Here is a 24387-nt window from a genome sequence, read left to right on the forward strand (position 1 = left end):
GAGGTTCTTGCTGCGCTGGCAGGTGGCCAGCGAGCGCTGCAGGCGGTCCAGCAGCAGGCGGCGGTTGGGCAGGCCGGTGAGGGCGTCGTAGAACGCCAGGCGTTCGATCTCTTGCTCGGCTCGCTTGCGGTCGGTGATGTCGCGGCACACGCCCAGCACGCCAGTCACGCGGCCGTGCAGGTCGCGGATGGGGGTCTTGATGGTCTCGAACAGACCCTGGTAGCCATCCTCGACAAAGGTGAGCGTCTCTTCGTACACCAGCGGCTGCCACGCCTGCATGGCGCGCTGGTCGTACTTGCGAAAGCGCTCGGCCTGCTCGGGCGCGACCAGGTCGTAGTCGTCCCGGCCCACGATCTCGCGCTCAGGCCGGCCGGCGAACCGCTCGAACACGGGGTTGACCGACAGGTACACGCCTTGCGCGTCCTTGAGGAACACCATGTCGGGCATGGCGTTCACCACGCGGGCGAGCTGTGCCTTCTGGTGGGCCAGCTCTTCTTCGATGCGCTTGAGGTTGGTGAGGTCGTAGGCAAACAGCACCACGGCGGGCACGCCCTGCTCCGTGCGGCTCTCGGGGGCGATGGTGGTGTGGCGGCACTGGACGCCGTCCGGGCCGTCGACACGGTTTTCAAACACCGCTGTCTCGCCGGCGAACGCCTTGGCAAAGTGCGGCTGCATGCGCGCAAACACGTCGGGCGGCAGCACCTCCTGCAGCAGCCGGCCCCGCAGCTCGTCCGGTGTGCGGTAGAGCCAGCGCGCCTGCTGCTCGTTGACGTAGAGCACGCGCAGGTCACTGTCCAGGCGGGCCACGCCGCCGGGCACTTGGCGCAGCAGGTTGGCCAGCAGCGCCTGGTGGGCATGCACGGCTTCCTCTGCCTGGTGGTGTGCGGTGATGTCGGTGTGCACGCCGTCCCACATCACCCGCCCGTCTTCGAGCCGGCGCGGGGACGCGCTCAGGTGCATCCAGCGCAGCTGGCCGTCCGGGCGGCGCACGCGAAACACGGTCTCCATGCTCGCCATGGCCCGAAACGAAGCCTCAACGGCCGCTTTGAGGGCCTCCCAGTCGTCCGCCACCACCTGCCGAAAAAGCACGGCGGGGTCGCGCAGCACCTCCTGCGCCGAGACCCCATGCAGGCGCTCCACCGATTCGCCGATGTGCACGAAGCGCGTCCGGCCATCAAGCTCCCGGACCACTTGGTACAGCACGCTGTGGGGCAGATTGCGCCCCAGCAGCGACAGCCGGCCTTCGCTCTCGCGCAGGCGCTTCTCGGCCTCCTGCACGACGGCAAACGGCCGCCGGATCCCCGCATTGAAAACGGCCTGGTACAGCAGCGCATACGCGACCACCCGCAGTCCGTGGGCCATGCTGCCGCCCCACGGCGAGCTGCCACCCAGCAGCGCCACGCACAACTCTCCGCCCATGAACGCCACGGCGGACCATGCGAACACCCGGTCGCGCCGGTCCGGCCGCCGCAGGAGCACCACGGCCACGGCGCCCAGCACAGCCGCCAGGGTCCCGGCCAGGACTTGGCGCAGGGACCCTCCGGCCCCCTGGGCCCACGCCCCGGGCAGCGGCCCCAGGGCCGCGGCCACCAGCAGGGCGGACACACCACCGGACGCCGCCAGCCAGACCTTGGGCGGACCCGGCAGCACCCACCGCAGGGCGGCGAACGCCAGCGCCGCCACCTCGGCCACCCGCGCCCAGCTGCTGAACCACAGGGAGATGTAGGCGGTGCTTGCCGGCTCGTGCACCGGCGTGGAATGCGCAAGGGTGCCGTGCAGGAAGTTGCAGACGGCCGCGATGCCAAAACCCACCACCAGCACGTTGGCCTGCGCCTGTTCGGCGGGCCGCAGGGTGTGCAGGGAGACGGAGACCACCAGCAGCCCCAGCAGCACCGCCACGAGTTCCATGAAGGGCTCCAGGCCGTGCTGCCCGACCACCCCGTCGCCCAGCATCTGGGCCAGCGGTCCCACCACCAGCGCCAGGGCCGCCACCACCAGCACGACGGTAAAGGCCGGCGCATCCGCCAACAGGGGCAGGCGCACGGCGGGGGCGTTGGCGGGGCGACGGGGCATGGGTATGGGGGCAGGCAGGCGCAGGCTGCGCCAACGGGGTTTCTACAGGCATCGCCCGCCCGCCACAAGTGTAACTACAGGTAAACACTCCGGCGGCAGCGTGCCCGGCGCCCCCGCGTCGTGGGCCAGCGCCGGGCCGCCGATCAGCCCTGCAGCAGCTGGCGCAGCACGAACGGCAGAATGCCGCCGGCGCGGAAGTAGTCCACCTCGATGGGGGTGTCGATGCGCAGCGTGACGGCCACCTCGGTCTGGGTGCCGTCCGCGCGGCGCACCACGAGGCGGGCATCGCTCTGGGGCGTGAGCGCCGGGTCGGGGAAGATGTCGATGACCTCGGTGCCGGTAAGGCCCAGGGTTTCCCACGATTCGCCGGCCTTGAACTGCAGCGGCAGCACGCCCATGCCCACCAGGTTGGAGCGGTGAATGCGCTCGAAGCTGCGCGCCACCACGGCCTTGATCCCCAGCAGTTGCGTGCCCTTGGCCGCCCAGTCGCGGCTGGAGCCGGTGCCGTATTCCTCGCCCGCGAAGACCACGGTGGGCGTGCCCTGGGCCATGTACTGCATGGCGGCGTCGAAGATGAACATCTTCTCGCCCTGCAAGGCGCCGCTGTTCTGGAACACCGTGACGCCGCCCTCCTCGCGCGAGCCATCGGGCAGGGGCGGAATCATCAGGTTCTTGATGCGCACGTTGGCAAAGGTGCCGCGCACCATCACGTCGTGGTTGCCGCGGCGCGCGCCGTAGCTGTTGAAGTCCTGCTTCATCACGCCGTGCTGCAGCAGCCACTGGCCGGCGGGCGAGCTTTCCTTGATCGAGCCGGCCGGCGAGATGTGGTCGGTGGTGATGGAGTCGCCAAACAGTGCCATCACCCGCGCGCCGCACACCGAAGGCAGTTGGTCATCATTTTGGCCTGCAGCGCCCGTCCCATCAGCGCTAGCAGCTTCTTTTTCGATAGCAAATTGCGCAAAGAACGGCGGCTCGGCAATGTAGGTGCTGGCGGGCCAGGTGTAGGTGGTGCCGTCCACGCCATGGATCTTCTCCCAGAGCTTGCCAGGCTCGGTCCCCACCTTGGCGTAGTTGTCGCGGAAGGCCTTGCCGTTCATCGCGAACTTCATGAGCTGGTGCACTTCCTCGCTGCTGGGCCAGATGTCGCCCAAGTACACATCGCGGCCGCCCTTGCCCCGGCCCACGGGCTCGGTCATCAGGTCCTTGAGCACCGTGCCCGCAATGGCGTAGGCCACGACCAGCGGCGGGCTGGCCAGGAAGTTGGCTTTCAGGTTGGGGTGGATGCGGGCCTCGAAGTTGCGGTTGCCCGACAGCACGGCCGCGCACACCAGGTCGTTGCGCGTGATGGCGTCGTTCAGCTCGGGCGCCAGGTCGCCGGCGTTGCCGATGCAGGTGGTGCAGCCGTAGCCGGCCAGGGCAAAGCCCAGCTTTTCCAGGTAGGGCAGCAGACCGGTCTGCGTGAGGTATTCGGTCACGATGCGCGAGCCGGGCGCCAGCGACGTCTTGATGTGCGGCTGGACCTTGAGCCCCGCCTCCACCGCCTTCTTGGCCAAGAGGCCCGCGGCCAGCAGCACGCTGGGGTTGCTGGTGTTGGTGCAGCTGGTGATGGCGGCAATCAGCACGTCGCCATTGCCGACGGTCACGTCGCCCGCGCGGCTGGCCTGCTGGGCGGTGACCTCGGCATGGGCGGCGGCCAGCGTGGGCTTGTTCTGCTCCATCTCCACCAGGAAGCGCGGTCCGCCCGCGGGCGCGGGCTTTTCCGCCACGGGGCGGGGCTGGGGCGCCTCCGCGCTGCGCACATGGTGCCGCGTGTGCAACAGCTCGGCCGGGCGGTTGAAGCCGTTCTGGGCCACAGGGCGGCTGAACAGCCCGGTGAATTGGTCGCGCACCTTGCCCAGCTCGATGCGGTCCTGCGGACGCTTGGGGCCCGCCAGGCTGGGGGTGACCTGCCCCAGGTCCAGCGTGACGACCTGCGAGTAGTCCACCTCGCCCGCCAACGGCACGCCGAACAGGCCCTGGGCCTTGAAGTAGGCTTCAAAGGCCTCGATCTCGGCCTTGGTGCGGCCCGTGCCCTTGAAATAGTCGATGGTCTTCTCATCGACCGGGAAGAACCCCATGGTGGCGCCGTACTCCGGCGCCATGTTGCCGATGGTGGCGCGGTCGGGCAGCGCCAGCGTGCGCGTGCCCTCGCCGAAGAATTCCACGAACTTGCCCACCACCTTGTGCTGGCGCAGGATCTCGGTCACCGTGAGCACCAGGTCGGTGGCGGTGACGCCTTCCCGCAACTGGCCCTTGAGCTCGAAGCCCACCACGTCGGGCGTGAGGAAGTACACCGGCTGGCCCAGCATGGCGGCCTCGGCCTCGATGCCGCCCACGCCCCAGCCCACCACGCCAATGCCGTTGATCATGGTGGTGTGGCTGTCGGTGCCCACCAGGGTGTCGGGGTAGTAGACGTTGTCCCGGGTCTTGTGCACGCCGCGCGCCAGGTATTCCAGGTTCACCTGGTGCACGATGCCGAAGCCGGGCGGCACCACGCCAAACGTGTCGAACGCCTGCATGCCCCACTTCATGAACTCGTAGCGCTCGCGGTTGCGCTGGAATTCCAGCTTCATGTTCAGGTCCAGCGAGTTCTTCTTGCCGTAGTGGTCGATCATGATTGAGTGGTCCACCACCAGGTCCACCGGCACCAGCGGCTCGATCTTCTTGGGGTTCTTCCCCAGCCGCGCGGCGGTGCTGCGCATGGCGGCCAGGTCGGCCAGCAGCGGCACGCCGGTGAAATCCTGCAGCACCACGCGCGACACCACGAACGGAATCTCATCCTTGCGCTCGGCCTGGGGGGCCCAGCGGGCCAGCTGCTCCACATGCTCGGGCGTCACCTTGCGGCCGTCACAGTTGCGCAGCACCGATTCGAGCACGATGCGGATCGACACCGGCAGGCGCTTGATTTCGGGGAATTGCCGGGCCAGCGCGGGCAGCGAGTAGAACTGCCCGGCCTTGCCCGATGCGGTGGTGAAGGTCTGGAGGGTGCTGGCAAACGCGTGGGCGGCGGGCCTGCGCGCTGGCGTGCGGGAGGCGGCGGTCGTTGGGGACGGGGTGGCTAGCGGCGAGGACGGTACGGCCATGGCGAACTCCTTTGAAACGCAACAAGGCCCATTCTGTCAGTCCCCACGGCCCCGGCAAGCCATGGGGGTATGGAGCCGCCGCCACCGGTGCCCCCTGGGGCGCACCACCGATTGCAAGCAAAAATGGCTTCCAGCGCTTATGAATAAAGCGCTGAAAGCTATTGTTTTTATAGCAAACGGGCCGCGCCAACTAGGCAGCGACGGCCAGGCCGGGCAGGCGGCGCACGCCCATCCACTGCAGTTCGGCCAGCGCGGCCACGGCCACCACGTGCACCCACAGATAGGCCTGGCCCCAGGCCGTGGGCTGGGCGCCCGTGCCCAGCAGCAGCACCAGGCAGCCGGCAACCCAGGCCCAGTTGCCCAGCACCAGCGCCCACAGCAGGCCCTTGGGCATGTGGGGCGCACGCGCCACCGAGATGGCCAGCGCCGCATAGCCCAGCAGCGCCAGGCCTGCGGCCTGCAGCAGGCCTGCGGGCAGGCCCAGCCAGTCGGACAACGGGGATGCGAGCGCCAGGTGCAGCGCCCCCAGCAGCAGGCCGGTCAGCGCATCCAGCCAGCACACGGCACGCAGCACGCGTTGGGAAGAGAGGGTGGACAGGGACAGCATGGCAGGCTCCTTGAGAAAACGGTTGGAAGAAACAACGGTCCCGGACCGGGACGCCCGTCCGGCGCACCGGAACAGGACTGCATGGTTGCGCCCGGCCCGCCTGCCGTCGATGACCTGGCAGGTAATGGCCTGCATGCCGTTTGGTCCTAGGATGGAGCGCCATGAGCACCACCTCCTCCACCCCCGCAGCCCCGTCCGCGGCCATGTCCTTGCCCAGCCATGCGGCCCGGCGCAGCCTGCCGCACCGCACGGCTGCGGCCGGCCCCCCCCGCTCATTCGGGGATCACCTGCGCACCTGGCGCCAGCAGCGCCACCTGAGCCAGCTGGAGCTGGCCGACGAGGCCGAGATCTCGACCCGCCATGTGAGCTTCATGGAAACCGGTCGCACCAACCCCAGCCGCGACATGGTGCTGCGCCTGTGCGAGCGCCTGGCCATCCCCCTGCGCGAACGCAACGCGCTGCTGGTGGCCGCGGGCTACGCGCCCATGTACCGCGAGCGCACCCTGGACGACCCCGCCCTTTCCGCCGCGCGCCAGGCCGTGGAGCTGGTGCTGCAAGGCCACGAGCCCTGCCCCGCCGTCGCGCTGGACCGCTGCTGGAACGTGGTGGCCGCCAACCGCGCCGCCCAGGCGCTGCTCACGGCCCATGTCGCGCCCGAACTGCTGGCGCCGCCCTTGAACGTGCTGCGCCTGAGCCTGCACCCCGCAGGCCTGGCACCCCGCATCGCCAACCTTGCGCAGTGGCGCGAACACCTGTTTGCCCGGCTGCGCCAGCAGATCCAGGCCACTGCCGACCCCGTGCTGGTGGCCCTGCACGAAGAGCTGCAGCAATATCCAGCGCCACCCGGGCCGGACGAGCCGCTGGTTTTGCCTGGAGAAATGCTGGGGGTGGTAATGCCGTTCTGCTTTGAAAGCGCGCACGGCATGCTGTCCCTCATCAGCACCACCACGATATTTGGAACCCCGGTGGACGTGACCTTGCAGGAACTGGCGGTGGAATCGTTCTTTCCCGCCGATGCATTCACGGCGCAGGTATTGCGCACCCTCGCGCAGGAAAATGAAGGCCGCCCTGCCGCGCACGACCCCGCCGCGCCCGCCTCCGCCGGCGGCGGGCTGCCCCCGGAACACCGTTGATTACCCCCGCCAGCCCAGCCGGCGCGGATAAAGCAACCCGCACGTCCGGCAGGGCCTTCCCGCCTGGCGGTTTTCAACAGGCACAAAAAAGCCCGCTTCTGCGGGCTTTTAGGGGTCACCAGAGGGTAACAGCGGAATTAAATTGCGAACTTCTCGCGGGCTTCGTTCTGAATCCACTTGGGCGCCTTGCCGCGGCCCGTCCAGGTTTCACCCGTGGCCGGGTTGCGGTACTTGGGCGCCACCTTGGTGCCCGCGGTGGAACTGCGGCCCGTCTTGCCGGCACCCTTGCCTGCAGGAAACACATCCTGGGCCGTCAGGCCGTATTCCGCCACCAGAGAACGCACCTGATTCACAGCGTCCGACAATTCCCGGCGGCGGGCTTCGTTGATTTGTTGCTCAAGGGCTTCGCGCTGCTTCAACAGTTCTTTGTAGCTGGTCATGGTCTGGAAGGGAATAAGGGTGAGGAAAGCCGCATTATAGGAATGCAATACCAATCGTGCACAAGCCTTTTAGGATTTCTTTGAAATTTCCAGGGAAATGGGCCTGCGCAGCCTATTTTCCACACTTTTTTGCACTGGGCTGGGCCGGAACAAAGCAGCAGGTCGGTTAATGCCATGCAGCAGGGCCGTGAAATCGCACGGCCCCGCCATTCCTGATCCGAAAGAACCATATTGGTTCCCCACAGATGCTCTGCACGAATCGTTCGGCCACGGGGCGCTGCGGATCGGGAGGGGCTGCAGGCGCAAAACGCAGCAATAGCGGGTGCTATTGCGAGGATTTGCAACGCAGCAGACCACCCGAGGTGTTGCAAAACCTTCGGCCAGCGCCTGCGTTGCGCCGCCGCCCACGGTGCAGAATCGCCGCTTTGCCTCCCTCCCCACCACCATGGCTCTTTATTGCATTGGCGACATCCAGGGCTGCGACAGCGCCCTGGGCCGCCTGCTGGACACCCTGGATTTTTCCCCCAGCCGCGACACCGTGTACCTGCTGGGCGACCTGGTCAACCGCGGGCCGGATTCCGCCGCGGTGCTGCGCCGGTGCATGCGGCACGACGGCGCGCTGCGCAGCCTGCTGGGCAACCACGACCTGCACCTGCTCGCCGCGGCACACGGCGCCCGGGCACCATCGCGGCGCGACACGCTGCAGTCCGTGCTCGACGCGCCGGACCGCAACGTGCTGCTCGACTGGATCCGCCAGCAGCCGCTGGCCCGCGCGCACGAACATGCCGGGCAGACGCTGCTGATGGTGCATGCCGGCGTGCTGCCGGCCTGGTCCGCCGCAGACACCCTCGCTCTGGCGGACGAGGTGCACGGCGTGCTGCGCGGCCGCGATCTGCCCGCATTCCTGCGCAGCATGTACGGCAACACGCCAGCGCGGTGGAGCGATGCACTCCAGGGCACCGACCGCCTACGCGTGATCGTGAACGCCCTCACCCGGCTGCGCTTTTGCTCCCCTGAAGGGGTGATGGATTTTGAAAGCACCGAAAGCGCCAGTGCGGCGCCGGCGGGCCTGCTGCCCTGGTTCGACCTGCCCGGCCGGCGCACGGCGCAAACCCTGGTGGCGTTCGGGCACTGGTCCACCCTGGGCTGGCTCAACCGCCCCCACCTGCTGGGCCTGGACACGGGCTGCGTGTGGGGCGGCTGCCTGAGCGCCGTGCGCTTTGGCGCCACCCTGGCCGAGCGCGAGCACATCGAGGTGCACTGCGAGCAAGCCCAGCAGCCGGGCTAAGAACGTGTTGACGATCTAAGGCGCGGTCAGCCCGCCATGGGCCGCAGCAGGGCGGCCATGGCGCCCGACTGCCACAGCGTGCCGTCCGCCCCCGCCATGAGCAGGGGCAGATCAGGCCGGCGCTCTGCCAGGGCCTGCCCCGCGGCGAGCCCCTGGACCATCAGCGCGGTCCCCAGCCCGTTGACGGCCGCGACGTCGCGCGCCACCAGGCTCACGCCGTGCACGCCGGTGGTAGGCCGCCCGGTGCGGGGGTTGAGCACGTGGTGCATGCGCTCGCCGTCCTGGAAGAAGCAGCGCTCATAGTCCCCTGACGACGCCACGACGGCCGGCCCCTCGACCTCCACACGGCCCAGCAGGCGTTCGGGCGCGCGCGGGTCCCGCAGCCCTACACGCCAGGGGCGGCCCTGCCACTGCCCCAGCGTCAGCACGTCGCCGCCGCCGTTGACCAAGGCGTGGTCCACGCCGTTGGCGCGCAGCACCTGCATGCCGGCCTCCAGGATCGGCAGCTTGGCCACGCCACCCAGGTCCAGCGCCATGCCCCGACGGGCCAGAAAGGCCGTGCCGGCCCTTGGGTCCAGCACCAGGCCGCGCGCGCCCACCAGCGGGCGCTGGCGCGCCAGCTCCCGGTCGGTGGGCATGGCCGTGGCGCCGGGCGCAAAGCTCCAGCCCTTGAACACGCCCACCGTGGCATCGAACGCCCCGCCCGTGGCGGCCGCCAGCTGCTGCGCGCTGCGCAGCACGGCCATCACCTCCGGGGGAACGCGCACGGGTGCGATGCCCGCTGCGCGGTGGATGCGGGCGACCACGCTGTCCGGCCGGTAGCGGCTCATGAGCTGCTCCAGCCGCTGCATCTGCGCGAATGCCAGCTCGGTGGCTCGCCGCAGCGTGGCCGCGTCGGCACCGGCCACCGCCACATCCACCTGCGTGCCCATCAGTGCGCGGGACGCGCGCCAGTACGGCTCTTTCACCTCCGCCGCCGGCGCGGCGGCCCATGTGCCGGCGCTCCACACGCCGGCCCCCAGCAAAGGCAACGCCATTGCCAGGCGCCGGCGCCGGAAACTGAAGCCGCGCGACAAGACCTGTGCCATGGGGCCTCCGGCTCAGATCGACTTGTCGACCATGTAGTCGACCGCGGCCTTGACCTCGGCATCCGACAGGCTGGCGCCGCCGCCGCGGGCCGGCATCATGCCCTTAGCACCGGTGAAGCCTTCGAGCGCGTGCTTGTACAGCGTGTCCTTGCCCTGCGCAATGCGCGGGCCCCAGTCGGCCTTGTCGCCCGGCTTGGGCGCGCCAGCCACCCCTGCGGCATGGCACATCGCGCAGGTTTTTCCAAACACGGTCTTGCCCAGTTCGTTTTCCGCCGCGGGCGCTGGCGCAGCAGGTGCAGGCGCCGCGGCGGGTGCCGGGGCCGGCGCAGCGGCGGGGGCAGGCTCGGGCCGCTTGTCGCCGCAGCCGGCCAGCAGGGCCGCGAGCACCACGGCGGCGAGGGTCATGGATGTCTTGTTCATTGCATGGGTCCTTGTCGAAGAGAGGGGAAGCGGCGCCAGCAAGACCGGGTGAAGCGAGAGCCTCCAGGAACCTTGCCCGCCGGCACCAACACGGCAAAAAGACCTGTTGATGGGATGGATCGACTGTAGGAGCTGGGCGCCTTTTTGGGCAGGGGTGCGCACCGTCTAAGCATGATCCACATCAAATAGATTCATATTGCGTGAATCTATTATCCGACCCATGCGAACCCGTTGGCAAGCCCCGAAGAACCTGCGCCTGTGGATGCTGGCGTGGTTGCTGGCGGCCACCTGTGCAGCGGTCGCATCGCCCTTGTTGAAGCATCGGCCGATGCAACTGGCGTGCTCGGGATCGGGCCACGCCGTGCTGCTGGTGCATACCGCGGAGGGCCTGCGCGCCGCCGACACGCCGGGCATGGACTGCCCTTTGTGCCTGCCGGCCGACATGCCGCCGCCCTGCGGCGCGCCCGGCGCTGCGGCGCCACCGACCGCCCCGCCGGCGCTTGTCTCCGGCCCCGCGCAATGCGCGCTCTCCTGTATGCGGCACCGCCCACCGGCGCGTGCACCGCCCCCTGTTTTTTTCACTGAGCCAACCTAAAGAGGTACACCATGAGCGACAAGAGAGACCCACAACTTGCCCCCACCGGACTGGGCCGGCGCAGCTTCATCAACACAGCTGCCCTGGTGGGTCTGACCGCAGGCGTTGCGGCCTGCACGGAAAAGACCGCCCCCGCTGCGGCCCCGGCAGCCCCTGCACCGGCAGCCCCCGCGTCCGCACACGCTGCTGGCGGCGTCAACCCGCACCTCAAGCCCGGCGAGCTGGACACGTACTACGGCCTCTGGAGCGGCGGCCACACGGGCGACATGCGCGTGCTGGGCCTGCCTTCGGGCCGCGAGATCACGCGCATCCCCTGCTTCGTGCCCGACGCGCTGGTGGGCTGGGGCATCACCAACGAATCCAAGGCCGTGATGGGCACCAAGCCCGACGGTCACCTCGAATACACGGTGGCCGACACCCACCACACGCACGCCTCGTACAAGGACGGCAACTACGACGGCCGCTACGCCTGGATCAACGACAAGATCAACAGCCGCGTGGCCCGCATCCGCCTCGACTACTTCGTGTGCGACAAGATCACCAAGCTGCCCAACGTGCAGGGCTTCCACGGCATCTTCCCCGACAAGGCCGACCCGGTGGACCCGGCCATCAACTACACCACGCGCGTGTTCTGCGGCGGTGAGTTCGCCATTCCCCTGCCCAACACTGGCACGGAAGACTTCACCAAGTACCGCTCGATGTTCAGCTGCGTGGACGCGGAGACGATGGAAGTGCGCTGGCAGGTGCTGATCGACGGCAACTGCGACCTGGTCGCCACGTCGTACGACGGCAAGCTGGCCGCCACCAACCAGTACAACACCGAGATGGGCGCGAAGTACGAGGACATGATGTCCGCCGAGCGCGACGCCTGCCTGTTCTTCAACGTGGCCCGCATCGAAGCTGCGGTGAAGGCCGGCAAGTTCAAGACCATCGGCAGCAGCAAGGTGCCCGTGGTGGACGGCACGCACGAAGCCAACAAGGACCCCAAGACCGCCCTCACCGCCTACGTGAGCGTGCCCAAGAACCCGCACGGCGTGAACGCGAGCCCCGACGGCAAGTACTTCATCTGCGCCGGCAAGCTCTCGCCCACCGGCACGGTGATCGAACTGGCCAAGGTGCTGGACTGGTTTGACGGCAAGCTGGAGAAGCTGGACGACGCCATCGTGGCCGAGGTGGAACTGGGCCTGGGCCCGCTGCACACCGCGTTTGACGGCCGCGGCAATGCGTACACCACCCTCTTCCTGGACAGCCAGGTGGTGAAGTGGAACGTGGAGGCCGCCATCAAGTTCCACGCCGGCGACAAGACCGCCAAGTACGTGGTGGACCGCCTGGACGTGCAGTACCAGCCGGGCCACTTGAACGCATCGCAATCGGAGACCAAGGCGGCGGACGGCAAGATTCTGGCGGTGGGCTGCAAATTCTCCAAGGACCGCTTCCTGCCCGCCGGCCCGCTGCACCCCGAGAACGAACAGCTCATCGACATCTCGGGCGAGAAGATGGTGCTGCTGGCCGACCACCCGGTGCGCGGCGAGCCGCACGACTTCATCATCTTCAAGCGCGACCTGGTGCGCCCCAAGCAGGTGTACACGCTGGACGAGTTCCCGCTGGCCGTCAAGGACCCCAAGGAGTCCGGCGTGTTCCGCAATGGCAAGAAGGTGACGGTAAAGCTGACCTCGCAAGCCCCCGCCTTCAGCCTGCGCGAGTTCAAGCTCAAGAAGGGCGACGAGGTGACGCTGATCCTGACCAACCTGGACAAGGTGGAGGACCTGACGCACGGCTTCGCGATCCCGAACTACAACGTGAACTTCATCGTGAACCCGCTGGAGACCAAGTCGGTGAGCTTTGTGGCCGACAAGCCCGGCGTGTTCTGGTGCTACTGCACGCACTTCTGCCATGCGCTGCATCTGGAGATGCGCACGCGAATGATTGTGGAGGGTTGATGAGGCGATCCCCCTGAGGCGCTGCCGCGCCTTCCCCCTTCTCTCTGCGCGCTTCGCGCTCCGGGAAGGGGGACGCAGCCCTCGCTGCGGGGCGGCCCTTGCTCGGCTGCCCTCGCTGGGGCCGCGCCAGTTGCGCAGGCCGCGCTCCTTGTGGCGGTGGAGTTTTTTCCCTCCCGTTCAGGCTAAGCCTGTCGAAGCCCTGCACAACGCTCAGTGACGCCCCTTCGCAAAGCCGAGCAGATTGATATTTGAATGAAATTGGCAGCTAGCGCTTGATGAACAAGCGCAAGCAGCTATCAAAAAGATAGTCCCATGACATCCCTTCGTCGGCAGTTCGCCACGCTTCTTCTGGTCTTGTTGGCAGCTCTTTGGCTGGCGCCGCGCGCGCATGCTGCGGCGGGGGCCTACGAGGCGGAGCTGCCTGCCGATCTGGCCACGGCCCGCGACCTGTGCGCGCTGGTGCCCTGCAAGGACGTGTTCCCCGGGGCCACGCATTTTTCGGAGCGCAAGGGCCAGCCGCCCTATGTGGAGGCCTACGACAACGACGGCGCCCAGAAGAAGCTGCTGGGCTACGTGATGCTGTCCACCGACATCACCGACACGCCCGCCTACTCGGGCAAGCCGGTGGTCACGCTCATCGGCATGGACAAGGAAGGCCGCTTCGTGGGCGTGAAGGTGCTCAAGCACTCCGAGCCCATCCTGCTGCTGGGCATTCCGGAATCGGCGCTGCTGAAGTTCAACGGCCAGTACCTGGGCAAGTCGGTGGCCGACAAGATCGAGGTCGGCCAGTCGCGGCCCGACGAGAACGTGATCGGCCTGGATGCCATCTCGGGCGCCACGGTCACCGTCATCGCACAGAACCAGGTCATGATGGCCTCGGGCTCGGCCGTGGCGCGGCAGGTGGGCATCCTGGCGCCCACGGTGCGCGAGCCCGCCCGCTATGCCGAAACCGGCACGCGCCTCACCTGGGCTCAACTCGTGCAGCAAGGCACTGTGCAGCGCCTGCGCGTGCAGCCCGAGCAAGTAGGCCTGGACAAGGGCCCTGAGCCCTTCATCGAGTTGTGGTTTGGCGACCTGAACCACCCCGACCTGGGTCAAAGCGTGCTGGGCGAGAACGGCTGGCACAACCTGCGCCAGCAGCTCAAGGAGGGCGAGCACGCCTTCTTCATCATCCGCACCGGCGGCAAGGAATCGTTCAAGGGCTCGGGCTTTGTGCGCGGCGGCATCTACGACCGCGTGCAGGTGCACCAGGGCGCCGACGCGTTCACTTTCCGCGACCTGGACGCGCTCAACCTCTACGGCATCGAAGCCGCGGGCGCGCCCAGCTACAACGAGTCGGTCATCTTCATCATCCGCTCGAGTGCCTTCTCCGCCGCGTATCCGTGGAAGCTGAGCTTTCTGGGCAACCGCGTGGACCGCGCTACCGGCACGCGCAGCTTCACCAGCTTTGACGCGCCCTACTGGCTGCCCGCGGCTCTGCTGCAAGGCGGGCGCCCCACCATCGACGAGCCGGACGCACCCTGGGTGCGCGTGTGGAAGACCCGCGCCGTGGAGATTGCACTGTTCGCCGCGCTGCTGGTGGCCGTGACGGTGGTGTACGCGCTGCGCGAAACGCTCACGCGCCGCTCCACCCACAAGAACAAGTGGCCCGTCAACGCCTTCAAGTACAGCTTCTGGGCGATCAGCATCGGCTGGATCGGCTTCAGCCAGATGGCGCAGCCCTCCATCACGCAAGTACTCACCTGGTTCCATGCGCTGCTGTTCCAGTGGACCTGGTCGCTGTTCCTGTCCGACCCGTTCATCTTCCTGTTCTGGATCTTCATCATCGTCACGGTGTTCCTGTTCGGGCGCGGGCTGTTCTGCGGCTGGATGTGCCCGTTCGGGTCGCTGCAGGAGGGCATCTACAAGATCGTGCGCGCGGTGGGCCTCCAGCGGTTCCAGACGCAGCTGCCGCCAAAGTGGCACGACCGGCTCAAGTGGGTCAAGTACGGCGTGTTCTTCGGGCTGCTGGCGGTGTCGATGTTCTCCATGAGCACGGCCGAGAAGCTGGCCGAGGTGGAGCCGTTCAAGACCACCTTCCTGGTGGGCGTGCTGAACCGGGCCTGGCCCTACGGCCTGTTCGTGGCGGCCATCCTGGGCGTGTCGATCTTCATCGAGCGGCCGTACTGCAAATACATCTGCCCGCTGGGCGCGTCGCTGGCCATGCCCAGCACGTTCCGCTGGTTTGGCCTGAAGCGCAAGCAGGACTGCAACAGCTGCAAGGCCTGCGCCACTGGATGCGGCGCCCAGGCGATTGACGCCGACGGCCGCATCGACCACCGCGAATGCCTGCACTGCCTGGACTGCATGGTGCTCTACACCGACACCAAGGGCTGCCCGCCCCTGGCCAAGGAACGCAAGCGCCGCGAAAAGGATGGCCTCGAGATCACGCCCATCGGCAAGAACGGCTACTTCATTCCCATCCACCCGGCCACGGTGCAGGACCAGATTTCGGCCAAGGCCGCCAAGGGACCCGACCCGCGCTGGCCCACCGCGCCCGTGCTGCCGCAGCACAAGGCCGGTGCGCGCGGCCTGCGCTGGCTTGCACGGGAGTTGGCGGACCACCTGTGGCCCTGGAGCCGCGAAGGCTGGGCCTCGCGCCGCGGCCTGCAGATCGCGGGCTTCTCGCTGGCCCTCGCGGCCAGCGTGGCCTGGGTGATGGCGGCGCTGGGCACGCTGTCGTCGGGCGCCATCATCGGCTGGTGGTTTGGCTGGAGCGTGTACGAGGTGCTGATCCGCCTGTCGGGCAAGCGCTACGTGAAGGATGGCCCGTGGTGGCAGGGCCAGTACCGCGTGGCCGGCGTGATGGACATGCTGAGCTACGTGGGCTTCAAGAACCTGCTCATCGGCGCGGCGCTGTTCCTGGCCCTCAAGGCCGTGGCGGGGCTGGCGTGATGAAGCCTCCCCATGCGCTCCTCCACGCAGCTGCCACGGCCCTGGCTGCGGCACTGTCACTGTGGGCCGCGCTGCCTGCGGCGGCGGCTACCGTGCAGGTGCGCCCGGGGCAGGGCCTGCAGGCCGCCGTCACCGCCGCCGCGGCCGGCGACACGGTGGAGGTGCAGCGCGGCTTCTACCGCGTGAACACGCTGCGCATCGACAAGCCGCTCACCCTGCGCGGCGTGGACCGCCCCACCGTGAGCGGCGGGCAGAAGGGCGACACCATCCGCGTCACCGCGCCCGACGTGGTGATCGAAGGCCTGATCGTGCGCGACTCGGGCACCCGCCTCAAGGACCAGAACGCGGGCATCTATATCCAGCCCGGCGCCCACCGCGCGGTGGTGCGCTACAACGACCTCACCTACAACCTGTTCGGCCTGTGGATCGAGAAGGCCAACGACGTGCGGGTAGAGCACAACACCATCACCGGCCTGCGCGATGTGGGCTCGTCCCAGCGCGGCAACGGCGTGCAGCTGTACAACACCACGGGCGCCCGCATCGAGGGCAACCAGATCAGCTTCGTGCGCGATGCGCTGTATGTGGACGTGTCGCACCACGCGGTCTTCCGCGGCAACAAGCTGCACCACAGCCGCTACGGCACGCACTACATGAACTCCTACTACAACCTGTGGGAGGACAACGACACCTACCTGAACCGCGGCGGCCTGGCCCTGATGGAAGTGCGCGACCAGGTGGTGCGCAACAACCGCGCCTGGGGCAACGCCGACCACGGCATCATGCTGCGCACGCTGCAGGACTCGGTGGTGGAGAACAACGTGGTGGCCGAGAACCAGCGCGGCTTCTTCATCTACGACGTGGAATACGCCACGCTGCGCGGCAACCTCGTCACGCGCAACACCGTGGGCGTGCACCTGTCGGCCGGCTCCACCCGCAACGTGGTGGAGGGCAACGACTTCGTGGGCAACCGCGAGCAGGTGCGCTACGTGGGCGCCCGCGACGAACGCTGGGGCACCCAGGGCGGCAACTACTGGAGCAACTACCTGGGCTGGGACCGCGACGGCAACGGCGTGGGCGACGTGCCCTACGAAGCCAACGACATGGTGGACCGCCTAACCTGGCGCCACCCCGCCATCAAGCTGCTGCTGGCCAGCCCCGCCGTGCAGGCGCTGCGCCTTGTGGGCCAGCAGTTCCCGGTGCTGCGCGTGCCCACCGTGGTGGACCCCAAGCCCCACATGCAACCTTTTCACCCTGAACGGAGCCATTGGCGTGACCCGCAATCCTCCTCCCATTGACCCGCCCGCGCCCGCCGCCATTGAGGTGCGGGGCGTGCACAAGCGCTACGGCGCGCTGCACGCCGTGGACGGCATCGACCTGCGCATCGAGCGCGGAGAAATCCTCGGCCTCATCGGCCACAACGGCGCGGGCAAGAGCACGTTGTTCAAGATGATCCTGGGCCTCACGCCCGCCACGGCCGGCGACATCCGCGTGGGGGGCACCCGCGTGCAGGGGCGCGACTTCCGCACCGCACGGCGCCACCTGGGCTACCTGCCCGAGAACGTGGTGCTGTACGACAACCTGAACGGCCTGGAGACGCTGCAGTTCTTCGCGCGCCTGAAGGGCGCGCCGCAGGCCCAGTGCGCCGCGCTGCTGGAGCAAGTGGGCCTGGCCCACGCGGGCCGCCGCGCCGTGCGCGAGTACTCCAAGGGCATGCGCCAGCGCCTGGGCTTTGCGCAGGCGCTGCTGGGAGCCCCGCAGGTGCTGTTGCTGGACGAGCCCACCAACGGCCTGGACCCGCAGGCCATCCGCGACTTCTACGCCACGCTGCGCGGCTTGCAGTCGCGCGGCGTGACCATCGTCATCACCTCGCACATCCTGGCCGAGCTGCAGGAGCGCGTGGACCGCCTGGCCATCCTCGGCGCCGGCAAGCTGCTGGCGCTGGGCAGCGTGCAGGCGCTGCGCGACCAGGCGCACATGCCGCTGACCATCGACCTCACGCTGGCCGCCGCCGATCAGGCTGCAGGTGCGCTGGCGCTGGCCGGGCTGCCGGAGGTCACGACCACCGCGACTCCCGACGGCCTGCATGTGGACTGCGCCCGCAGCGCCAAGATGGCGGTGCTGGGCGCGCTGGCACCGCTGGGCGCGCGGCTGCTGGATGTGAACATCCACGAGCCCTCGCTGGAAGACGTGTACTTCGGGCTGCGCGAACAATGAACACCGCCTCGCATATTCGGCGCTCAAGCCCCTCTCCCCTTGCGGGAGAGGGGTTGGGGAGAGGGGGCTTGTGCCCACGCTGCGCCCGTTTCACCCCCTCTCCCCGGCCCTCTCCCGCAAGGGGAGAGGGAGGCACCGCCGCGCCAGGGAAAGAACCCACCCACGCGGCTTCACGTGCAGTGAAGCACGCCCAGCAGCGTGTGCCCACCCAACCGCCGCTGGTCCAGCGCACCAGCCCCTCTCCCCTTGCGGGAGAGGGGTTGGGGAGAGGGGGCTTGCGCCCACGCTGCGCCCGCTTTACCCCCTCTCCCCGGCCCTCTCCCGCAAGGGGAGAGGGAGGCACAGCCGCGCCAGGGAAAGAACCTACCCACGCGGCTTCACGTGCAGGGAAGCGCGCCCAGCAGCGTGTGCCCACCCAACCGCCGCTGGTCCAGCACACCAGCCCCTCTCCCGCAAGGGGAGAGGGAGTGACACCGCCCTCATCCCTCCGCAGGAGCCGCTGACATGGAATTCACCCAAATCTTCACCATCGCGGGCAAGGAGTTCCGCGACCGCATGCGCAACCGCTGGGTGCTGGCCGTGGCGCTGGTGTTCACCGTGTTCTCGCTGGCGATTGCCTACTTTGGCGGCGCGCAGCAGGGCACGGTGGGCTTTCGCTCCATCGAGTTCACCATTGCCAGCCTGGTCAGCCTGGTGATCTACCTGATCCCGCTGATCGCCCTGCTGCTGGGCTTTGACGCCATCGTGGGCGAACGCGAGCGCGGCTCGCTCGACCTGCTGCTGTCGCTGCCCATTACGCGGCTGGAGCTGCTGCTGGGCAAGTACCTGGGCCTGGCGGGGGCGCTCACGCTGTCCACGCTGGCGGGCTTTGGCCTGGTGGCGGTGCTGCTGGTGCGGCAGTTCAGCGCGGCCGCGCTGTTCCACTTTGGCGGCTTCATGCTCAGCTCGGTGCTGCTGGGCCTGGCCTTCCTGAGCCTGGCGGTGCTGCTGTCGGTGCTCACGCACGAGCGCACGCGCGCCTCGGGCCTGGCCATTGCCGCCTGGTTCTTCTTCGTGCTGGTGTTCGACCTGCTGCTGCTGGGCGCCCTGGTGGCCACGGGCGGCAGCGTGGGCGGCGGGGCCATGGCCTATCTGCTGCTGCTCAACCCGGCCGATGTGTTCCGCATCCTCAACGTGTTCTCGCTGGAAGACGTGCGCACCCTGTACGGCCTGACCAGCATCGTGCCCCCCGCCCTGGCCAAGCCATGGCTGATGGGCGCGGTGATGGCGGGCTGGATCGTGGTGCCGCTGGGTCTGGCGGGCTGGAGATTCAAACCATGACGACCCCGACAACCCTTTACCAACCCCGGTGCGGCTGCACCACCCGCCGCCAGCTGCTGGGCTGGGCCGCCCTCGCATCGCTGGGCGCGCTCACCGGCCTGGGAAGCCTGACCGGCTGCAGCCAGGCGGACAGCGGCGCGCAGTCGCTGCAGCCCGTGGAATTTGACCGCACCACCAGCTGCGAGCTGGACGGCATGCTGTTGGCCGACTACCCCGGCCCCAAGGCGCAGGTGCGCTTTGCCGGGCAGGACAAGCCCTCGTTCTTCTGCGACACGGTGGAGCTGTTTGCCACGCTGCTGGCCGGCGAGCAGGTGCGCGCCGTGCAGGCCGTGTACGTGCAGGACATGGGCCAGGCCGACTGGGATGCGCCCAAAGGCCACTGGATCGACGCGAAGAGCGCCCTCTACGTGGTGGGCGGCAAGCGCCACGGCTCCATGGGCCCCACCATCGGCAGCTTTGCCCAGGAGGCCGATGCGAAAAAGTTTGCCGCCGAATACGGCGGCAAGGTGCTGCGCTTTGCCGATATCACGCCCGCCATGGTGGACCTGAGCGGCGGCGCGCAGCACGACGCACGGATGTGACCGCCATGCGCGCCTGTGCCCCCGCTGCGCCCCCGCGCCGCCCCACCCGGCGGGCGATCACCGCGCTGCTGCTGCTGGGTGGCAGCGCCGCCGTGGCGGCCTGGCGCTGGCCGCTGCGCGGTGCTGCCGGGGCGCCGGCGCCCATGGAGGACGACGTGTGCGTGGTCGCGCCGCCCACGCCGTACAACCCTGCCTCCGGGCTCCCGCCCGAAGCGCCCCGCGAGGTGCCGGCCGATGCCCGCTGCCCGGTGTGCGGGATGTATCCCGCGCGCGCCCGCGCCTGGGCGGCGCAGGTGATCTTTGCGGGCGGGGATGCGCACTTCTTCGATTCGCCGCTGAGCCTGATACTGTACCTGCGCGACGTGGGGCACTACACGCGCGGGCGCACGGCCGAGGCCATCGTGGCGCGCTATGTGACGGACATGGGCACGGGCGCATGGGTGCCGGCCCTGGCGGCGACGTATGTCGCCGGCTCGTCGGCGAAGGGGCCGATGCGCGCGGGTAACCTGCCCGCGTTTGCCCACCCCGCCGAAGCGGCGCGGTTTGCCCAGGCCCGGGGCGGGCGGTTGTTGCGGTGGGATGGGGTGGATGCCAGCCTGCTGCGGGCGCTGGCCCCTGTGCGGCGGCCGGCCCACGCAGAGCACTGAGCCGCTGCGGTTCGCGCGTGGTGCGCAGGATGCTATTAAAAATATAGCTGTTTGCGCTTACTGGGCGGGCGCTAGTGGCGTATTAGCCGCCTAAGACGCCGGATGATCCCCCGGAGGCCGCCCCCGGCTCCCGGGGCTTCTCACCTCACTGCGGAGGCGACTCCGGCTGCACGGCCTTGAACAGAGCCGCCACCTTGCGCTTGGGCTTGATGTTGGCCGAGATGCTGCTGCGTGCCGGCGACTTGGCGGCGGCTTCCCAGGCGGGGGCCGCAGCGGTCGGGCTGGGCTCGTAGGGCTTCTCGAAGAAGGGGTCGCGCGAGGCCACCGCCGGGCGGAAACCCCGGTGGGGTTCGCGCCCCTCACGACCTTCGCGGCCTTCACGCCCCTCGCGGGGTTCGCGCTCCCGCTCGCGGCGCGGCGCACTGGCGCTGTCGCGCCATCCACGGCTGCTGCTGTCGCCACCACGGGCCGCGCCCCGGCGGTCGTCGTCGAGCTCCAGCGTCTCCAGGTCGATCTTCTTCTTGATGAGCTTTTCAATGTCGGCCACCAGGCGGGCATCGCTGCCCGACACCAGCGTCACCGCCAGGCCCGAGGCGCCGGCCCGGCCCGTGCGGCCGATGCGGTGCACGTAGTCCTCGGCGTTGAACGGCACGTCGAAGTTGAACACGGCGGGCACATCCTTGATGTCCAGGCCGCGCGCGGCAACATCGGTGCACACCAGCAGGTCGACCTCGCCCTGCTTGAAGGCCTCCAGCGCCTTGAGGCGCTCGTCCTGGCTCTTGTCGCCGTGCAGCGCGGCCGTCTTCAGGCCTTCGCGCTCCAGGCTGCGGGCCAGGCGCGCACAGCCGAGCTTGCTGTTCACGAACACAAAGGCCTGCTTGACGCCCCGGTTGCGCAGCACCTGGTGGATGACCCGGCGCTTGTCGTCGTCCGAGGCGGAGTAGAAGCGCTGCTCCACCGTGGAGGCCGTCTCGTTGGGACGGGCCACTTCGATGGTGATGGGGTTTTGCAGGTAGCTGCCGGCCAGGCGCTTGATCTCGGGCGAGAAGGTGGCGCTGAACAGCAGCGTGGTGCGCTGCTTGGGCAGGTAGCTCAGGATGCGCTGCAGGTCGGGCAGGAAGCCGATGTCCAGCATGCGGTCGGCCTCGTCCAGCACCACGTACTCGACCTGGTTGAGCACCGCGTTCTTGGCTTCGATGTGGTCGAGCAGCCGGCCGGGGGTGGCCACCAGCACCTCGACGCCTTTTTTCAGCTCCAGGGTCTGGGGCTTCATGTCCATGCCGCCGAACACGACGGTGCTGCGCAGCTTGGTGTACTTGGCGTACAGCGCGATCTGCTGCGCCACCTGGTCGGCCAGCTCGCGCGTAGGCAGCAGCACCAGAGCCCGCACAGGGTGCCGCGCGGGCGAGGTGGAGCTGTTCTCGTGCTTGAGCAGGCGCTGCAGCAGGGGCAGCGAGAACGCGGCCGTCTTGCCGGTGCCGGTCTGTGCGGCACCCATTACGTCCTGGCCGGTGAGCACCACCGGAATGGCCTGCGCCTGGATGGGCGTCATGGACTGGTAGCCCATCTCGGCCACGGCACGCGCCAAGGGCTCTGCCAGCGATAGATTGGAAAAGGAACTTGTCATTTAGCCCGCTATTGTCGCACCGCCGCCTTGCAAGCGTGTTTCCGGCCGGTCGGTGGCGGTGGGGGCGCCCGCACCGCTGCGCCGGCGGAGCGCAGGGATTGCTACTGTTTTAATAGCTTCCAGCGCTTTATCCATAAGCGCTAGAGCCTATTTTCATCAGAATTTCTACTCCAGCACAGCGCGCAGCTGGCGTGTGGTAGCGCTCAGACGCCTCGCCCCGATCTGGGCGAGGTTATTCATCACCGTGAGCGCCGGGCCGGGGTAGTCGCGGGCCCAGGCGTCAAAGTCCGCCCGCGACAGGCGCACCAGGTGCGCGGGACCGCGCTCGGCCCCTGCACAGGCGGTGCGGGCGGCGCCGCTCAGAAACGCCATCTCGCCAAACGCCATGCCCGGCCCCACGGTGGCCAGGCGCAGGCCCTTCTCGGGCGGCCACTGCGTCACCAGGGCGATATGGCCGGACTTCACCACCAGCAGGTCGCGGTCGGTGTCGCCGTCCAGGAACACCAGCCCATGGGGCGGCACGGCCACGGTGCGCAGGCGCGCGATCAGCGCCTCGGCGGCGGCTTTGGGCAGCCCTTCGCCGGTCTCGCCCAGCAGGTTCCGCTCGGCGCGCGCGGGCCGCTGCTCCAGGGGGCGCTGCGCCAGGATGCCCACCTCGGCCCACTCCAGGGCCCGGTCCAGGTCGGCAAAGGCCCGCACGTGTTCCCCCGCGTGCTCGGCCGCCACCGGGTCCAGGGCCGCCACGGCGGCGGCAACGCCGCGCTGCTCCAGGTCGCGCACCAGCGCCCGCAGCTGCGCCAGGGCCGTGCTGTCCCAGCTGGGCACCCGGCTGGCGTCCAGGATCACCCAGCGGTGGCGCGGCTGCAGCAGCAGGCGCACCTGCTCTGCCAGGTGCGCCGCCACCCCGAAGGACATCACGCCCTGCAGCTCGAACACCGCCACCTGGTTCATGCGCGCCGCAATCCAGCCGTCCGAGCCCGCCCGCCGCAGGCGCCGCGAACGCAGCTCGCCGTCCAGCCGCACATGGCGCAGCACCTTGGAGGCTGACTCGTGCAGCAGCACGAAGGTGGCCACCACCAGCCCGGCCACCAGGGCGCCCACGCCGCCCGCCACCGCAAACACCAGCGCCACCAGCCAGCTCTGCGCCCAAGTCACCCGCGAGCGCCGTGCATAGCGCAGCGACCACATCACGTGGGGCACCTGCATCAGCCCCGCCAGCACCAGCCCGCCCGCCAGGCAGGCCATGGGCACCCAATGCAGCCACCAGGCGCCGGTGAGCGCCACCCCCAGCATCACGCCAGCGTGCCAGCGCGGCGCAGCGCGCGAAGCCCCAGCCTGCGCCAGCACGATGCGCGACCGCGACGCGCTGGTGGATGCGGGGATCAGCCCCGCCAGCCCGCACAGCGCACCCACCAGGCTTTCACGGCGCAGGGCGAGGTTGGCATCGCAGCGCAGGCCGTGGTCCAGCTCCAGCTCCTGGTGGAAGACCAGGATTTCGAGGCTGTTGACCAGTGCCATGAGCAGGGCCAGCAGCACCAAATCTGCGCCGTGCCGCTGCACGAGCACCATCCACGGGATGCCGGTCCAGTCCGGCCACAGCGGCCCGGCAAAGGTGCTCGGCGGCACCGCGGGCGTCAGCACGGCGCCTGCCGCACTGCTCCAGGTGCCCACCAGCGCTGCGCCGGCCGCAACCACGGCCACGGCCGACAACAGCCCCGGCATGCGCGGCCAGCGCCGCCGCAGCCCCCAGGCCAGCCCCACCACGGCCAGGGCGGCCAGCGCGTGCCAGCCGGTGCGCGCGTCCCAAAGGGCGGCGGCGCCCGCCCCGAACCCGTTGCGCACCTGGCCCAGCACCATGGACAACCCCACCCCGGCCGCGAAGCCGTGGGTCACCGACACCGGCAAAAACCGGGCCATCGACGCCAGCCGCAGCACGCCCAGGAACCACTGGAACACAAAGGCCAGCGCCACCGTCGCGCCCGCCACGGCCAGCACCTGGCGGGCTGTCAGCCCCAGCGCCCCGGCTGCACCGTGCGCCGTGGCAAGCACGGCGGCAAACAGCAGCGCCACCACGGTGGTGGGCGCATACACCACCCCGGCGCGCGGAACCACCGCCGTCAGCACCAGCCCCGGCAGGGCCGCCGACCACAGCGCCAGCGCCGCCAGCGAGTGCTCGCCCGCCAGCGGCGCAAAGGCCAGCAGGCCCAGGCCCACCGCGTGCGGCACGGTGACGGCCACCGCCGACCACGCGGCGGTAGCGGCCGATGCGGGCGGCGCCGACGGCTGCGCGCCGCCGCGGCGCTGGACCTCAGCCGGCGGTGCGGAAAGCGGGGAGGCGGGTTGCCTGGACAAGGGCCT

The 24387-nt window shown here is 69.1% G+C and carries 18 protein-coding genes; 10 read left to right on the forward strand and 8 right to left on the reverse strand.

All coding sequences use genetic code 11. From position 1 onward, the window contains the following. From LWW96_RS07965 to LWW96_RS07975, 3 genes are all read right to left on the reverse strand, one after another. Positions 1–2073 (reverse strand): PAS domain-containing protein (locus tag LWW96_RS07965; RefSeq protein WP_291485727.1); only part of this gene is annotated, 2073 nt, incomplete at its 3' end. Between the two features lie 143 nt (positions 2074–2216). Further along, positions 2217–5195 (reverse strand): aconitate hydratase, encoded by a 2979-nt coding sequence (locus LWW96_RS07970; protein WP_291485729.1) that lies wholly within the window; start codon positions 5193–5195, stop codon positions 2217–2219. A 190-nt stretch (positions 5196–5385) separates the two neighbouring features. Beyond that, entirely contained in the window at positions 5386–5802 is a 417-nt protein-coding gene (locus LWW96_RS07975; protein WP_291485731.1) for a hypothetical protein, read from the reverse strand. A gap of 203 nt (positions 5803–6005) precedes the next feature. Between LWW96_RS07975 and LWW96_RS07980 the strand changes: the two genes are divergently transcribed. Further along, positions 6006–6935 carry a helix-turn-helix transcriptional regulator gene (locus LWW96_RS07980; protein ID WP_291485776.1) on the forward strand — a complete coding sequence of 310 codons (930 nt, stop codon included), beginning with the start codon at positions 6006–6008 and terminating at the stop codon, positions 6933–6935. A 137-nt stretch (positions 6936–7072) separates the two neighbouring features. Here LWW96_RS07980 and LWW96_RS07985 read toward each other — a convergent pair whose 3' ends face one another. Then, complete coding sequence (locus LWW96_RS07985) at positions 7073–7375, reverse strand: H-NS histone family protein (protein ID WP_291485733.1); 303 nt, start codon at positions 7373–7375, stop codon at positions 7073–7075. 445 nt (positions 7376–7820) lie between these two features. On the opposite strand from LWW96_RS07985, the gene LWW96_RS07990 reads away from it, so the two are divergent. Next, complete coding sequence (locus tag LWW96_RS07990) at positions 7821–8663, forward strand: symmetrical bis(5'-nucleosyl)-tetraphosphatase (protein WP_291485735.1); 843 nt, start codon at positions 7821–7823, stop codon at positions 8661–8663. Positions 8664–8689: 26 nt separating this feature from the next. Here the strand turns inward: LWW96_RS07990 and LWW96_RS07995 are convergent, their stop codons facing one another. Next, on the reverse strand, positions 8690–9751 hold the full coding sequence (locus tag LWW96_RS07995) for an FAD:protein FMN transferase (protein ID WP_291485737.1): 1062 nt from the start codon (positions 9749–9751) through the stop codon (positions 8690–8692). A gap of 12 nt (positions 9752–9763) precedes the next feature. Further along, complete coding sequence (locus LWW96_RS08000) at positions 9764–10171, reverse strand: c-type cytochrome (protein WP_291485739.1); 408 nt, start codon at positions 10169–10171, stop codon at positions 9764–9766. A 220-nt stretch (positions 10172–10391) separates the two neighbouring features. On the opposite strand from LWW96_RS08000, the gene LWW96_RS08005 reads away from it, so the two are divergent. The 8 genes from LWW96_RS08005 (at position 10392) to LWW96_RS08040 (ending at position 20402) form a co-directional block, all read left to right on the forward strand. Then, positions 10392–10766: a hypothetical protein gene (locus LWW96_RS08005; RefSeq protein ID WP_291485741.1), complete on the forward strand. Its 375-nt coding sequence runs from the start codon at positions 10392–10394 to the stop codon at positions 10764–10766. Between the two features lie 11 nt (positions 10767–10777). Further along, entirely contained in the window at positions 10778–12706 is a 1929-nt protein-coding gene (gene nosZ, locus LWW96_RS08010) for a TAT-dependent nitrous-oxide reductase (RefSeq protein WP_291485743.1), read from the forward strand. 312 nt (positions 12707–13018) lie between these two features. Next, positions 13019–15640, forward strand: coding sequence for a NosR/NirI family protein (locus LWW96_RS08015; protein ID WP_291485745.1), 2622 nt, complete (start codon positions 13019–13021; stop codon positions 15638–15640). Next, the gene (locus tag LWW96_RS08020; RefSeq protein WP_291485747.1) at positions 15640–16935 is read left to right on the forward strand and encodes a nitrous oxide reductase family maturation protein NosD; all 1296 of its coding nucleotides are present in this window, start codon (positions 15640–15642) and stop codon (positions 16933–16935) included. Before LWW96_RS08015 ends, LWW96_RS08020 begins: the two co-directional genes overlap by 1 nt. Further along, on the forward strand, positions 16910–17854 hold the full coding sequence (locus tag LWW96_RS08025) for an ABC transporter ATP-binding protein (protein WP_291485749.1): 945 nt from the start codon (positions 16910–16912) through the stop codon (positions 17852–17854). Before LWW96_RS08020 ends, LWW96_RS08025 begins: the two co-directional genes overlap by 26 nt. A 504-nt stretch (positions 17855–18358) precedes the next feature. Beyond that, positions 18359–19174, forward strand: a complete 816-nt coding sequence (locus tag LWW96_RS08030; protein WP_291485751.1) for an ABC transporter permease subunit — start codon at positions 18359–18361, stop codon at positions 19172–19174. Next, entirely contained in the window at positions 19171–19755 is a 585-nt protein-coding gene (locus LWW96_RS08035; protein WP_291485753.1) for a nitrous oxide reductase accessory protein NosL, read from the forward strand. The genes LWW96_RS08030 and LWW96_RS08035 overlap by 4 nt, the downstream gene beginning before the upstream one ends. Before the next feature lie 5 nt (positions 19756–19760). After that, positions 19761–20402 (forward strand): nitrous oxide reductase accessory protein NosL, encoded by a 642-nt coding sequence (locus LWW96_RS08040; RefSeq protein WP_291485755.1) that lies wholly within the window; start codon positions 19761–19763, stop codon positions 20400–20402. Positions 20403–20547: 145 nt separating this feature from the next. Here LWW96_RS08040 and LWW96_RS08045 read toward each other — a convergent pair whose 3' ends face one another. Together LWW96_RS08045 and LWW96_RS08050 are read right to left on the reverse strand one after the other, a co-directional pair. Then, positions 20548–22029, reverse strand: a complete 1482-nt coding sequence (locus LWW96_RS08045) for a DEAD/DEAH box helicase (RefSeq protein ID WP_291485757.1) — start codon at positions 22027–22029, stop codon at positions 20548–20550. Positions 22030–22194: 165 nt separating this feature from the next. Next, complete coding sequence (locus LWW96_RS08050) at positions 22195–24381, reverse strand: SulP family inorganic anion transporter (protein WP_291485759.1); 2187 nt, start codon at positions 24379–24381, stop codon at positions 22195–22197. Positions 24382–24387 lie beyond the last annotated feature (6 nt).

This window comes from Acidovorax sp., assembly GCF_021287135.1.
GTDB lineage: Bacteria > Pseudomonadota > Gammaproteobacteria > Burkholderiales > Burkholderiaceae_C > Acidovorax.